The sequence below is a fragment of the Dyella sp. 05T440 genome (assembly GCF_056395965.1).
On record NZ_JBFTKN010000017.1, the window covers coordinates 23,580 to 36,380 of the forward strand.

General features: G+C 65.2%; 11 protein-coding genes. 4 read left to right on the forward strand and 7 right to left on the reverse strand.

The features are described 5' to 3' along the window. Nucleotides 1-23: 23 nt before the first annotated feature. Together AC1DE1_RS18425 and AC1DE1_RS18430 are read right to left on the reverse strand one after the other, a co-directional pair. Complete coding sequence (locus AC1DE1_RS18425; RefSeq protein ID WP_477176170.1) at nt 24-1,100, reverse strand: NAD(P)H-dependent flavin oxidoreductase; 1,077 nt, start codon at nt 1,098-1,100, stop codon at nt 24-26. A gap of 120 nt (nt 1,101-1,220) precedes the next feature. After that, nucleotides 1,221-2,024, reverse strand: coding sequence for an SDR family NAD(P)-dependent oxidoreductase (locus AC1DE1_RS18430; RefSeq protein ID WP_441611084.1), 804 nt, complete (start codon nt 2,022-2,024; stop codon nt 1,221-1,223). A gap of 136 nt (nt 2,025-2,160) precedes the next feature. On the opposite strand from AC1DE1_RS18430, the gene AC1DE1_RS18435 reads away from it, so the two are divergent. Beyond that, entirely contained in the window at nt 2,161-3,099 is a 939-nt protein-coding gene (locus tag AC1DE1_RS18435) for a GlxA family transcriptional regulator (protein ID WP_477179252.1), read from the forward strand. On the opposite strand, the gene AC1DE1_RS18440 is transcribed toward AC1DE1_RS18435, so the two are convergent. After that, a complete protein-coding gene (locus AC1DE1_RS18440; RefSeq protein ID WP_477176168.1) occupies nt 3,096-4,028 on the reverse strand; it encodes an AraC family transcriptional regulator in 933 nt (310 codons plus the stop codon). The two genes, AC1DE1_RS18435 and AC1DE1_RS18440, sit on opposite strands and share 4 nt — an antisense overlap. A 130-nt stretch (nt 4,029-4,158) precedes the next feature. Here AC1DE1_RS18440 and AC1DE1_RS18445 point away from each other — a divergent pair, with 130 nt between their 5' ends. Beyond that, entirely contained in the window at nt 4,159-4,698 is a 540-nt protein-coding gene (locus AC1DE1_RS18445) for a carboxymuconolactone decarboxylase family protein (RefSeq protein WP_477176167.1), read from the forward strand. A 471-nt stretch (nt 4,699-5,169) separates the two neighbouring features. Beyond that, on the forward strand, nt 5,170-5,715 hold the full coding sequence (locus tag AC1DE1_RS18450) for a DUF4142 domain-containing protein (RefSeq protein ID WP_477176166.1): 546 nt from the start codon (nt 5,170-5,172) through the stop codon (nt 5,713-5,715). 70 nt (nt 5,716-5,785) lie between these two features. On the opposite strand, the gene AC1DE1_RS18455 is transcribed toward AC1DE1_RS18450, so the two are convergent. Next, nucleotides 5,786-6,016: a hypothetical protein gene (locus AC1DE1_RS18455; protein ID WP_441604569.1), complete on the reverse strand. Its 231-nt coding sequence runs from the start codon at nt 6,014-6,016 to the stop codon at nt 5,786-5,788. A 53-nt stretch (nt 6,017-6,069) separates the two neighbouring features. Further along, nucleotides 6,070-6,558: a DUF6496 domain-containing protein gene (locus AC1DE1_RS18460; protein WP_477176165.1), complete on the reverse strand. Its 489-nt coding sequence runs from the start codon at nt 6,556-6,558 to the stop codon at nt 6,070-6,072. Nucleotides 6,559-6,753: 195 nt separating this feature from the next. Here AC1DE1_RS18460 and AC1DE1_RS18465 point away from each other — a divergent pair, with 195 nt between their 5' ends. Next, on the forward strand, nt 6,754-7,218 hold the full coding sequence (locus tag AC1DE1_RS18465) for a hypothetical protein (protein ID WP_441604567.1): 465 nt from the start codon (nt 6,754-6,756) through the stop codon (nt 7,216-7,218). Between the two features lies 1 nt (nt 7,219). Here AC1DE1_RS18465 and AC1DE1_RS18470 read toward each other — a convergent pair whose 3' ends face one another. Together AC1DE1_RS18470 and AC1DE1_RS18475 are read right to left on the reverse strand one after the other, a co-directional pair. Continuing rightward, nucleotides 7,220-11,356 (reverse strand): response regulator, encoded by a 4,137-nt coding sequence (locus AC1DE1_RS18470; RefSeq protein WP_477176164.1) that lies wholly within the window; start codon nt 11,354-11,356, stop codon nt 7,220-7,222. A 9-nt stretch (nt 11,357-11,365) separates the two neighbouring features. After that, on the reverse strand, nt 11,366-12,502 hold the full coding sequence (locus AC1DE1_RS18475; protein ID WP_477176163.1) for a response regulator: 1,137 nt from the start codon (nt 12,500-12,502) through the stop codon (nt 11,366-11,368). Nucleotides 12,503-12,801 lie beyond the last annotated feature (299 nt).

Consider the following 12,801-nt stretch of genomic DNA (forward strand, 5'->3'; position numbering starts at 1 on the left):
AATCGCGCATCGAACCCTTCAACTCAGCCCGTGGCTTGCCGCCATTCGCCGATCAAGACCTGCATCAATGAGCGCGTGGACATGGCGCGCGCCAGCGGCGCGCCCTGCCCGGCCCAGTGTGCGCCATAACCTGCTTCACCGGCTGCGCGGCCGGCAGCATTCAGTGCCTTGCCTACGTCGTAGGCGATCGGATAGTCGGGTACGTCGGCGTTGGGCACGCTGGCGCCCAGCCGCGTGAACAGGCTCGCCAGGCTGCGCGCCGGTCGACCGGAGACGGCACGCGTCATGACGGTGGCGTAGGCGGCATCGCTGGCCAGCGCCTTGCGATAGCCGGCATCGGCGAGGGATTCGTCGGTGGAGACAAAGGCCGTGCCCAGTTGCGCCGCGGCTGCGCCCAGCTTGAGCACGGCGGCGATGCCGGCACCGTCCATGATGCCGCCCGCGGCGATCACGGGAATGCGCACGTTTTCCACCAGCAACCGGGTCAAGGCCAAGGTGCCCAGCTGGCTGTCCTCATCATCGGGATCGAACATCCCCCGATGACCGCCCGCCTCATAGCCCTGCGCAATCACCGCATCGATGCCGGCGGCTTCCACCGCCTTGGCTTCGCGCACATTCGTGGCCGATGCCATCAGGTAAATGCCGGCGCCATGGAGCGCCCTGATCTGTTCGGCCGTGGGCAGACCAAAATGAAAGCTCACCACGGCCGGTCGTTCCTCGACCAGCATGGCGAGCATGTCGTTGTCGACCAGGAAAGACGTGTAGATCTCGCCCAGCGACGATGGCGGGGTCGCCCCGAAGCGTTGGAACTCCGGCGCGAGTCGCGCGATCCACGCCGCCTGCTTCGCGGCATCCGCATGCGCCGGTCGATGCACGAACAGGTTCACATTGAGCGGGCCCTTGCTCAGCTGGCGAAACGCGTGAATCGCTTCGCGCGCCTTGCTGGCCGTCATGGCTCCCACGCCCAAAGAACCCAGGCCGCCGCTCTCGCTCGCCGCTGCCGCCATGGCCGGCGAAGAGATGCCGGCCATGGGGGCCTGGATGATGGGCACGCTCATGCCGATGGCACGGAGAAGTGATGAAGACGCGGCGTTGGCCATGACGGGCCACTCCTGGCTCTCTGGGGATACACGCGACTTTACGCGCCCCGCCTGTCACCTCGAAACCATCAGCCCCGGCAGTCAGTCTTCCATCGTGCGGAACAATCCCCGCACGCCGCTTCAGGCCTTGGCCACGCCGTAGCGCGACGCGGGCTGCGAATGGGACAGGTTGGGCATCAACTTCTGGCGCGCGTCTTCATAGGCGCTCCAGTCACCCGCATCGGGCAAGGCCGGCACGGTGAACACTTCGCCCTGGTCCAGGCCTGCCAGCGCCGCGTCCACCATGTCGGCAGCCGACATCACCCATGCCGGCGGCAGGTTGCTGACCGGATGGCCGAGCACGTCCCAGAACTCCGTCGCGGTCGCACCCGGCAGTACGGCTTGCACACGCACGCCCTTGTCCGCCAGCTCGTGCTGCAGGGAGCGGGTGAAGGCGAGCACATAGGCCTTGCTGCCGCCGTACACGCCGTTGAGCAGTTCCGGCGCCACCGCCACGATCGAGGCGATGTTGATCACCGTGCCATTGCCCCGCTCCACCAGGCCCGGCACCGCTGCATAAGTGAGGCGCGTGAGTGCGTTGACGTTGAGCGAAATCATCTCCGACATGCGCGCCACATCCGACTGCAGCAGCGGCGTGGCGGCGCCGAAACCGGCGTTGTTCACCAGCACGGTGATGCTGCGATCGGTGCGCAGCAAGTCTTCCACCTTGGCCAGATCGGCGGGCTCGCTGAGGTCGGCGGGAAAGACCTGCACGCTGCGGCCGGTCGCGTCGGTCAGGCGGCGCGCCAGCTCGGTCAGGCGTTCGCGGTTGCGCGCCACCAGGATCAGGTCATGGCCGCGGCGAGCCAGGCGCTCGGCGTAAATGGCACCAATGCCCGAGGAAGCGCCAGTGATCAGGGCGGTGCCCTTGGTTTGCGTCGTCATATCGATACTCCACAGCGTCCGGCGGGATGCCGGCGTCTGGAGAACGTTGTAAGCTCCGCGCCTTAAGACTTAAATGTCGTATATGCCACCTTTTAGGCCATAGCGAGGCCGAGCCATGCAAGTCATTGGTTTTGTAATGTTTCCTCAGTTCCAGGCGATGAGCCTGGCGGCGGCTTCGGCCTTCGAATTCGCCAATATCGAGCTGGGCGAGACGGTTTACGACGTGCGTTTCCTGTCCGAAACCGGGGCCACCATCCGCAGTTCGTTCGGCATGACCACGCAGAGCGAGCCGTTTTCAGCGCAGCCGATCGATACCTTGCTGATCTGCGGCGGCGTGGGCGTGCCCGAATCGACGCCTGCGCTGCTCGACTTCATCCGTGAGGCGCCCGCGCGCACGCGGCGCATTGCTGCGATCTGCACGGGCGCGTTTCTGCTGGCCGAAACCGGCCTGCTCGATGGACGCCGCGCCACCACGCACTGGCTGCTCGCGCGCGACCTGGCCGAGCGCTTTCCAAAAGTGCAGGTAGAGGAAGACCGCATCTTCATCATCGACGGGCCGATCTGGACCTCGGCCGGCATGAGCGCCGGCATCGACCTGGCGCTGGCCATGGTGGAGAAGGACCTGGGTGCTGAAGTCGCACGCCAGGTCGCGCGCAAGCTGGTGCTGTATCACCGGCGCGCAGGCGGACAATCGCAGTTTTCCACGCTGCTGGAACTGGAACCCAAATCGGACCGCATCCAGAGCGCGCTGACCTACGCCAAGAGCCACCTGCAATCGGCACTGTCCGTGGAAGAACTCGCGGCGGCGGCGAATCTCAGCGCCCGCCAGTTCAGCCGCGCGTTTCGCGCGGAAACCGGGCAATCGCCGGCGAAAGCGGTGGAGCATCTGCGCGTCGAGGCGGCGCGACTGATGATGGAGCAGACGCGCCATCCGGTCGAAGTGGTGGCGCGTGAAGTGGGTTTCGCCGATCGCGAACGCATGCGCCGCGCATTCCTGCGCGCGTTCGGGCAGCCGCCGCAGGCGATCCGGCGACAGTCATCGCTGCCTGAAGCGGACGAGCTGGCGACGGCCTAGGATGCGGGTCGATCAGCGCGGGCGTGCATGCGGCCGTAAGCGCCGGGCGGCGCGCCGTAGCGCGTCTTGAAGGCGCGCGTGAAAGCCGCTTCCGAGGCATAGCCGGCGAGCTCGGCCGCCCTGCCCGCCGACAAGGTGCCAGCGCGCAGCGATTGCGCGGCCACGGCGAGCCGCACGCCATTGACCCACTCCATCGGCGTCATGCCGCTGATCTCGCTGAAGTGCCGCGCAAAGCTGGCGCGCGAGATATGCGCAAGGTCAGCCAGGCTCTGCAGCGTCCACGCCTGCGCCGGGTCCTTCAGCACGGCATCCACCACGTTGGCCAGCCTTGGATTGGCCAGCAGACCGAGTATGCCCAGCTGCAGATGTCCGCTCGCCGTCATGCTGCGCAGGATCAGCGTGAACATCGCGCCGGTGACCATCTCGACCACCGCGCCGCCGCCCGGCAACACGCGCGCCGCTTCATCGCGCAATACCTGGATCAGGCCCAGCAGCGCATCGCGACGATCAGTGCGCACATGCAGCACCTTGGGCAAGCCCGTCCATAAGGCGTCCGTCGCACCCGACAGCTCGAACTGGCCGCACAACATGTCCAGTGCCGGGCCCTCGCCGCCATGTTCAATCAGGGTGACGCGTCCCTGCGAGCGGCGGCGGTTTTCCAGCTCAGGTCGACGACCGTCGGTGCCTGCCACGACGCTGCGCAGGATGTGCGCGTCGCCATAGGGAAACAGCAACACGTCGCCCGGCGCCAGTGCGGCGGTCTTGCCGTCGATCTCCAGTTCGGCGCTGCCCTGGAGGATCACGTGGTAGGGCAAATGGTTCGGCGGCAACGGCGGGTGATCGAGCGTCCACTCCCCGGCAAAGCGGCATTGCAACTCCACCGAACCGGTGGGTGCAATGGCATGGACCAGGCGATCGAGACCATCCATCGAGGTGAGACTCCGGAGCAAGAGGTTGAGACGCGCGTGTGCGGACCAGAGCGGCCGTCGTTCCTATCATTTTCACACGGTCAAGCTTCTCCCACACCGGTTTCATCAACTCAATCTCGGAGTACATGTCATGAACCGTCTCACTACGATCAACAATATCGCCGACGCCCCTGAAGCCTCTGCCGCACTGTTCGCCGGCATCAAGAAGGCCATGGGCAAAGTCCCCAACGCATATGCCACGGTCGGCAGCAGCGCGCCAAACGTGCTGGCCAACGTGCTGCAGACCAATGCCGTGTTGAAGCAAGGCGAGCTGTCCGCGCTGGAACTGGAAGCGATCAATCTGGCCGTGAGCGAAGCATCGCAGTGTGACTACTGCCTGGCCGCGCACACGATGACCGGCAAGATGGCTGGCTACACCGCCGAGCAGATCCTGCAGCTGCGCAAGGGTGGGCTGGAAGGCAACGCCAGGATCGATGCGCTGGTGAAGTTTGCGCTGACCCTGGTCACCACCAGCAACACGCTGTCCGCCGAGGCCGTGGATCGCGTCAAGAACGCCGGTTACAGCGATCGCCAGATCGTGGAAGCCATCCTCGCCATCAGCGCGATCCTGTTCACCAACATGGTCAATCGCGTCAACGACACGGTGCTCGACTTCCCGAAAGCGGCGTAACGCACGGGCACGGCCGCGACCCTGATCGCGGCCGTGCCGGTTCAGATGGCGGAGCCGTCCTGGTCCTCTTCGGATCGGCCCATGCAGGCGGGATGACCGCAATGGCACTGGCCCTCGATGTGACCGGAAGCCTGCGCCTTGCGGCAATGGGAGCTGCAAAACTCACCCGGCTTCTCCACATAGCATTGGCAGGGTGGATACGCGCATTGGAAACCGGTCGGCATAGCCAAGCTCCCGTGTTGGAAAACGCTAGCGTAGGCTTCCCCGCCCGTGCATAGGTCACGGCCGCGTCAGCAAGGCGTTGCCGTTTCGATAGGTTCACTGCGACGGCTGGCGTGTCCATCGCATGTGAATCCAGCGTTTGGACAACGGTATATGCGCGACAAGAAGATGCACACACCGATGTCACACGTCCGGGAGTGCGCTGGCACTACGGTCGACGCCACTCCCCTGCGGATCAAGGTGGCACCCATGAAACAAACCTCTCTCATCATCGCCGCGGCATTGTTGGTCTCCGTGCCGGTATGCAACGACCTGTGGGCACAGGCCGCCACATCGGGCGCGTCGCCGTCTGCCAAGAGCCCGGTGTCGGACCAGGAGTTCTTCACCAAGGCATCGAGCGATGGCGCGGGCGAAGTGCAGATGGCGCAACTGGCGCAGCAGAAAGCGTCCTCGCCCCAGACCAAGGCCCTGGCACAGCAGCTGATGAAGGATCACACCGCCGCCAACAAGCAACTGGCGGCACTGGCCAATCGCAAGCACGCCAACGTGGTGCTGCAGCCGCAGCCCTCTGACGTCATGGACAAGTTGCAGAGCTTGAGCGGCAGTGATTTCGACAAAGCCTATGCCTCGGCCATGGTGGGCGGACACCAGAAGGCCATCGAACTGTTCGACGCCGCCTCGCATAGCAGCGATCCGGATGTCGCCGCTTTCGCCGGCAAGACACTGCCCACGCTCAAGCATCACCTGGAAATGGCCCAGGCCTTGTCGCCCGGCCAGCCCTTGAGCACGCCCTGAGCTGTCGCACGGCAGCAGCAAACCACGCGATCCCGCGCCACGGGATCGCGTGGTCATGGCTTGGGCGCCGTCAGTGCGTAGACGCAGCCGGAGCCGGTGAGCTCTGCGGATACGCCGGGCTTGGCGTCATCGCGGTGCTGCTGGGCGAGGGCGTCGTGGCGGGCATCGCCGGCGATGGCGCTGCGGAGCTGGCGGGTGCCGGCGGCGGCGAGGCGCTGTCGTCACCCTGGTGACTGCAGCCGGCAACGGCTAGCAAAGCGAGCAACAGCGGCGCACAGACCTTGCGGGTCGGGAAAACCATGTCTTACCTCCATGGGCGTTGGTTCAACTGAGTTTGACGCGATGCGCAGTAGTTCACGCACGCGCCTTGCGGGTACGGGCAGCTTTCTTGGCGGCGGCGGAACGGCCTGCTGCACCTTTGGTACGCGCGGCCTTCCTGGCTGCCGCCGATCGCGATGCGCTGGTCCGTTTGCGCGCACTGCTCTTGGCCTGCCTGGACAAGGCAGTGTGGGATGCCGCCGCATGACCTTCCTTGTTCAACGCGCCACTGGTGGCGCGCGAACGCGTGGCAGAGGTCTTGCGGCGATGCTTGGATGCGGTTTCGTCCTGCGCGGCCTTCTTGCGCGTGGCCTTGCTGGCGGTCTTGCTGACCGGCGCTTTCACGCCGGCGCGGCGGGCCTTGGACAAGCCAATGGCGATGGCCTGTTTGGCCGAGCGTGCGCCGTGTTTGCCTTTGCGCACATGCTCCATCTCTTCACGCACGAACTCGCCAGCCTGCGTGCCGGCCGATTTTCCTTGCCGTTTATCGCGCGCAACGGCCTTGCGCGTTTTTGCCTCGGGCATGGGGCGGACTCCTGTTCGAGTGTGTCTAAACGTCTAAGCCACGAGATGTGCAGCTGGCGTCATCCTTTTGCACATCAAGGGAAAACATTCAGTGGACACTCATGCTGATGCCCTGCCGGTCACGCCGCGCCATCGCCCGGTTAACACCTGTCATGCAAGGCTTTGCGAGCCGAGCCATCCCCGCGGGAGAGAGCCATGAGCGCCCTTATCGTTGCCAAGTTCAGCAATCAGTTCGGCGCGGCGTCCGCGTTCGACAAACTGATGTCGCGCGGTCTTCCTCGTCGCAAAGGTGTGGTCCAGTGCGATGAAAGCGTGGGTGGGTGCGCGGCAAGCGCCAGTGCGCCGACCAGCGTGGTGTCGCGCGTCAGCCACCGCGGCGAACGCGAAGGCAAGCAACATCATCTGCGTGAACCCGCCAGCTTGCCGCCGGCGGTCGAGATCGGCTTCGCGGTGCTCAGCGTGGAAATCGATGACGATGCTCAGATCGAGGAAGTCTCGGACATCCTGCGTGGTCTGCACGCTGTCGACGTGCACGTGCTTCCCGGTGAATCGCTGCGGGAAGACGATGCGTCGCTGTGGCCGGAACAGGCCATGGGCAGCCAGACAGACGTGGATCGCGCGATTTTTGCCTCGCAGCAAGGCAAGCCGCGCCTTCATTGAGTCATCCGCTCGCCGGTGGCGCGTCGTATCGGGACAGGCCATCGAGCACGGGACCCAGGGCCTTCATCAGCTTGTTCAGCAGGCGCTCGACCTCCTCTGATGGCGCACCTTCCTTGCAAGCGTGCTGCAACTCGCCGGCGGCCGCGGCGACATCGATCGCGCCGATGTTGGCGGCCGATCCACGCAGGGTGTGGGCCATGCGATAGGCCGCGGACGCGTCGTCCCCCTGCCTCGCCTGATGGAATGACTGCTCGAAGTGCGCGTTGCTCTCGAGAAACAGGTGCAGCAGCCGCCGATACAGCGAGGCGTTGTCGCCACAGGTGCGCAGACCCGCCGCTTGATCGATGCCGGGAAGCACGGCTGAGGCCACCATGGTTTCCCCGCCAGGCCCTGGCGATGCAGACTCCGCGTGACGCGGTTTGATCCATCGCGCCATGGTGGCGAACATGCGGCGGATGTCGAGCGGCTTGGCGATGTGGTCGTTCATGCCCGCCGCGATCGCCCTCTCGCGATCGGCAGCGAGCGCGTCGGCCGTCATCGCGATAATGGGCAGCGCGGTGAGGTGCAATTGCTCACGGATGGCCCGCGTCGCGGCGTAGCCATCCATCACCGGCATCTGGCAATCCATCAGCACGCCGTCGACATCGGCATCCTGCCTCAGGCGCTCCAGCGCTTCGCGCCCGTTGCCGGCCGTGACGACTTCGATGCCCGCGCGCCGCAGCAATTCGGTGGCCAGCTCGCGGTTGAGATCGTTGTCCTCCACCAGGAGCACGCGGCTACCGGCGAGCGACACGGCCTCGGGTTGCGACGGATGAGCCGTCATCTGGGTTGAGCCAGCCAAGGCCGGCGCAAGCGCGTTCCGCAACGACTCGCGCAAGCCCTTCGGCGTGATTGGCTTGGTCAGCACATCAAGGCGTGCATCCACCTCCATGGCATGGGCGATGGCAGCGTCGTCGCCCTGGACAAAGGCGATCACCACCAGTTGCTCCGCGCCCGTCGCGTGCGCGGGTTGCTTCAGTTTGTCGATGACGGTTTGGAAGCCGGGCAAGCGCGCATCGATCAGCACGACGCTGTACGGGCGTGCCGCGTCCCTGGCGTCCGCCAGCTGCTGCTGCGTCTGCTCGTCGCTCGCCACCGCATCCACCTCAAAGCCCAGCCTGCGTGCCATGCCGGCGACGACGGCGCGCGTCACCGCGCCACCTTCGACGACGAGCAGCCGTGTACCTGCCGGCGCCAGCCACGGCCTCTCACCTGCCCCCTCTGGCGCCGCGCCCACGCGCACTTCGACGTGAAAGGTGGATCCTTGTCCCGGCGCGCTGTCGACCCAGATCGTGCCGCCCATCATTTCCGCCAGTGTTTTGGAGATCGCCAGGCCCAGTCCGGAGCCGCCGTATTTTCGCGTGGTGGACGAATCGGCCTGCACGAAGGGATGGAAAATGCGTTGGCACTGTTCCTCCGTCATGCCGATGCCGGTGTCGCGAATGCGGGCGTGCAGGATCACCTCATCGCCCTCCACGCCGGACTGCTCGATGCCCACCACGATGGCGCCGTGCTCTGTGAATTTCACCGCGTTGTTGCCCAGGTTGATCAGGATCTGTCCCAGCCGCAGCGGATCGCCGATCCAGTAACGGCGCAGACCCGCGCCGTATTCGAACAGCAAGTCCAGGCCCTTCTCCTGCGCCTTGAGGCCGATGATGCCGGCGACCTGGCCAATCACGTCGTCCAGATTGAACGCCACCCGCTCCAGGCTCATGCCACCGGCTTCGATACGGGAAAAGTCGAGAATGTCGTTGATGATGCGCAGCAGGTTTTCCGCGGATCGATGGATGTTCTCCAGGTGGCCGCGCTGCCTGGCATCCTGCGACGACTCAAGCGCGAGATGACTCATGCCGATGATGGCGTTCATCGGCGTACGGATCTCGTGGCTCATATTGGCGAGGAAGGCGCTCTTTGCCCGGGTGGCCTCCTCGGCCACTTCTTTGGCGTGGCGGATGGCCGCTTCGGCCGCCCTTGCTTCGGTGACATCGAGCAACCAGGCAAGCACGCCCGCTTCGCCGTCGAAGTCGATCGGCAGGAACGTCGCCACCATGTCGCGTTCGCGACGCTGCGCATCGTGCATGCGGATCTCCTCATTGGTCACCGAGCCCTCCCGCTCCAGCGTCGCCCAGATATGCGCGCGCGCCGCGGTTTCCACGTAGATCGGCGCGGTACTGTCGCCCAGGCCGGTGCCGAAGGTCTCCACGAATTTCGGATTGGCAAAGCAGATGCGCCCCTGCGTGGAGACCGCAATGCTGATGGGCGAGTTGTCGAGGATGGTCTGCAGGCGCTCCTGGCTCTGCACGAGCGCCATCTCCATCATCCGACGCTCGCTCACGTCACGCACGGCGGCGCAGACGCAACGGCCCTGCCCGTCCAGCTCGGGCAGGAACGACACGCCGATCTCCACCGACAGCTCGCTGCCGTCCTTGCGCCTGCCGCGCAGATCGACATTGCCTCGACCCATCTTGCGGCTGACGCCCTCGGCGAAGAACGCTCCGCGCAGCCCCCGGTGTTTCCCATGCATGCCGGCAGGCACGAGCTGTTCCACCGGCACGCCGTCCAGTTCGCCCTTGGCATAGCCGAAAATGGTCTCCAGACGCGGATTGGCCAGCAGGATGCGCCCCTCCTGGTCGACGATCATCATGCCGTCGGGTGCCGATTCAATGATCCCGCGATACCACGCACGGGCGGCTTCGATGGCGCGCTGGGTGGCCTCCAGCTCCCTGGTTTTCTCTGAAAGCGTGGTGGCCTGCCGCGCGGCCAGTTCGGCGTGCTCCTGGCTCTTGGCGAGCAGACTGCGCAGATCCGCGGCGCGTTCGAGCAGATCCACGTTCATCGCCAGCAGCGGCATCAATTCGTCCAGCAGTTCCAGCTGCGCCCCATCGAATGGCGACAGGCTGGCCAGTTCCACCACGCCCAGCGGTCGATCGTTGCGCAGGATAGCCATCACCACGAGCTGGGTGGGCGTGGTGCCGCCCAGGCCGGAGGCAATCTTGAGGTAGTCCGCCGGCACCTCGCGCAGGCTGAGCGTCTTGCCATCCAGCGCGCATTGTCCCACCAGCCCCTCGCCCAGCATGACGAACTCGCGCGCATCGGCGGCGGCATAGTTGCCCGTCAAACGCAGTCGCTGCATGCCCGGTTCGAAGATATAGAGCGCGCCATGGTTGATCGCCAGCAGGGGCGCGAGTGCGCAGAGGAAGCGATCGGCCAGCGCATCCATCCCGGTCAGCGATTGCAGCTCGCCGGCGATCGCTGCGACGTGTGTCTTCACCCAGCGCCGCGCCGCCATCTGCCGCGCCTCGTCCCGCAAGGTGACGATGGCGCGCGCCAGTTCGCCGGCTTCGTTTGGATACTCCGTATAAGGCACCGCGATATCCAGTTGCCCGGCGCTCAACGAATCCAGTGCGCGCCGAAAGGCGGCGGCGGGTCGCCGGATGGTGCGGCTGATCAGGCTGCCGAACAGCACGCCGGCCACCAGTCCCAGGATCAGCAACCAGACCGTGAGCTGCACGCCGAACAGGTAGCGGGCATTGGCGTTCTTGACCTCGTCGTCGGCCCCTTCCCGCTTGAGGCGTTCAACGCGCTCAAGCGCATGCTTGGCCGCTTCGTCGGCGCGCTGAAATTCCGGCGACACGATCAGATCGGCGGCGGAGCGCCCACTGTCCGCCTTGGTTTCCAGCAGTTCGGCGATGGTATCCACCCGCCGCTCATAGTCGGAGAATGCGAGCTCGAACTCGGCCAGGCTGCGCACAATGGCGTCGCGGTAGATCCTGGTCCTGGCCAGCTCGATTTCGCGTCGCACCAGCGTATGCGCTCCGGCCAGCTGGTACAGCGCCTCCGCGCGCGCCGGACCCTGGCGCATGAAGACGGCTTCGCGCAGGTCTTGCCCCATGTCGGCCAGCGCGGCACGTGCCGCCTCGACATGCAGCAGGCCTTGCATGTCCTGCTCGTAGAGCCGGCGCATCTGTTCTTTCTGCAGATGCTGTACGCCAAGGCTGTACACACTCAGCAAGGTCATCAGCAGAAGGATGCCGCCAAACCCCAGCTGCAGTCGTCGACGTAGCGACAGGCGTTGCAGGCGTTCGAGCAGCGCGTTCATGGCGTAGCGTCAGGTCGCCAGGTGATGCGCCGAGCCACTGTGGGCGGCCTCGTCATCGGCAAAACGATGGGCTATCCCGCGAAACGTGTCCTGGATGGAAAGAAAGGCATCCACGATGTCGGGATCGAAATCGATACCGCGCTTGGCGGCAATCGCCGCTGCCGCCGCCTCGTGCGTCATGCCCTGCTTGTAGACGCGCTTGCTGATCAAGGCATCATAGACATCGGCGACCGCCATCAGGCGTGCCGAGATGGGAATCGCATTTCCTTTGAGCCCCTGCGGATAGCCGCTGCCGTCCCAGCGTTCCTGGTGGCCATAGGCCATCTCCTTGGCGACGCGTAGAAACGACACGGGCGTGGTGAGCCGCTCTTCGGCGCGCTGCAAGGCGTCGCGCCCCAGCGTCGTGTGCGTCTTCATGATCTCGTATTCTTCGGGCGTCAGGCGTCCCTGTTTGAGCAGGATGCGATCGGGTATGCCGATCTTGCCGATGTCGTGCAGCGGCGCCGACTGGAACAGCATCTGGCGCGTGACTTCATCCAGCGTCGCGGCGAAACGCGGGTGATCCTGCAACTTGTCCGCCAGCGCTTTCACGTAATGCTGCGTGCGCCGGATGTGATTGCCGGTTTCGTTGTCGCGTGTCTCCGCCAACGAGGTGAGCGCGACCACGGTGGCCTCCTGGATGGCCGTCACTTCGCGCGTGCGGCGCGAGATCTCCTGTTCGAGAAAGGCATTCTGGTCGCGCAGGAAATCCGCCGCCGCCCGCAGGCGCAGATGGTTGGCCACGCGCGCCATCACCACCGGCGGATTCACCGGCTTGGTGATGTAGTCGACGCCGCCCAGCACCAGCCCGCGCGTTTCATCCTCGGGCGCATTCAACGACGTCAGGAAGATCACGGGGATGCCGCGCGTCTCGCCATGGGATTTCAACTGGCGACAGACATCGAAGCCCGACATGCCCGGCATCACCACATCCAGCAGGATGATGTCCGGTTGTTCGGCGGCGGCCATGTGCATGGCGGTCTCACCGTCCGGCGCCTCGATGACGCGATAAAGCGGCGTCAGCAGTTCGCACAGGATCATCCGGTTGTCGGGGGCATCGTCCACCACCAATACGGTGGGGATGCCGGTCACGCCAGTCGCACCCATGGCAACGCTCCTTCCGCATGCGGTGTGATGAGTCGTCGTGGTTGCAGGCCATAAGGCATGTCCAATCCCCCGCGGGGAACCCTGCCGATGCCGCACAGACGCGACGTGCGCGCTGGTTCCCCAGCCGGAATAAGCGCGCAACCGACGTGAAGATCGCGCGTAGGTCCGTGTCCTCTGCGTGAGCCTCGCCAGATCTGCATCTACTTAGGGGAAATTACTTAGTCATATGCACGTAGATGTTCGCTAGCACCCTGTGTATCCAAGCGTATGAAATAGCCCGGGTCTACGCGTCGCGGGAC

Excerpts from the sequence above, each read along its gene's own strand:
- AC1DE1_RS18470 (WP_477176164.1), bottom strand. The coding sequence starts at position 11,356 with ATGAACGCGCTGCTCGAACGCCTGCAACGCCTGTCGCTACGTCGACGA.
- AC1DE1_RS18430 (WP_441611084.1), bottom strand. The coding sequence starts at position 2,024 with ATGACGACGCAAACCAAGGGCACCGCCCTGATCACTGGCGCTTCCTCG.
- AC1DE1_RS18465 (WP_441604567.1), top strand. The coding sequence starts at position 6,754 with ATGAGCGCCCTTATCGTTGCCAAGTTCAGCAATCAGTTCGGCGCGGCG.
- AC1DE1_RS18475 (WP_477176163.1), bottom strand. The coding sequence starts at position 12,502 with ATGGGTGCGACTGGCGTGACCGGCATCCCCACCGTATTGGTGGTGGAC.
- AC1DE1_RS18455 (WP_441604569.1), bottom strand. The coding sequence starts at position 6,016 with ATGGTTTTCCCGACCCGCAAGGTCTGTGCGCCGCTGTTGCTCGCTTTG.
- AC1DE1_RS18445 (WP_477176167.1), top strand. The coding sequence starts at position 4,159 with ATGAACCGTCTCACTACGATCAACAATATCGCCGACGCCCCTGAAGCC.
- AC1DE1_RS18450 (WP_477176166.1), top strand. The coding sequence starts at position 5,170 with ATGAAACAAACCTCTCTCATCATCGCCGCGGCATTGTTGGTCTCCGTG.
- AC1DE1_RS18440 (WP_477176168.1), bottom strand. The coding sequence starts at position 4,028 with ATGGATGGTCTCGATCGCCTGGTCCATGCCATTGCACCCACCGGTTCG.
- AC1DE1_RS18460 (WP_477176165.1), bottom strand. The coding sequence starts at position 6,558 with ATGCCCGAGGCAAAAACGCGCAAGGCCGTTGCGCGCGATAAACGGCAA.
- AC1DE1_RS18435 (WP_477179252.1), top strand. The coding sequence starts at position 2,161 with ATGTTTCCTCAGTTCCAGGCGATGAGCCTGGCGGCGGCTTCGGCCTTC.
- AC1DE1_RS18425 (WP_477176170.1), bottom strand. The coding sequence starts at position 1,100 with ATGGCCAACGCCGCGTCTTCATCACTTCTCCGTGCCATCGGCATGAGC.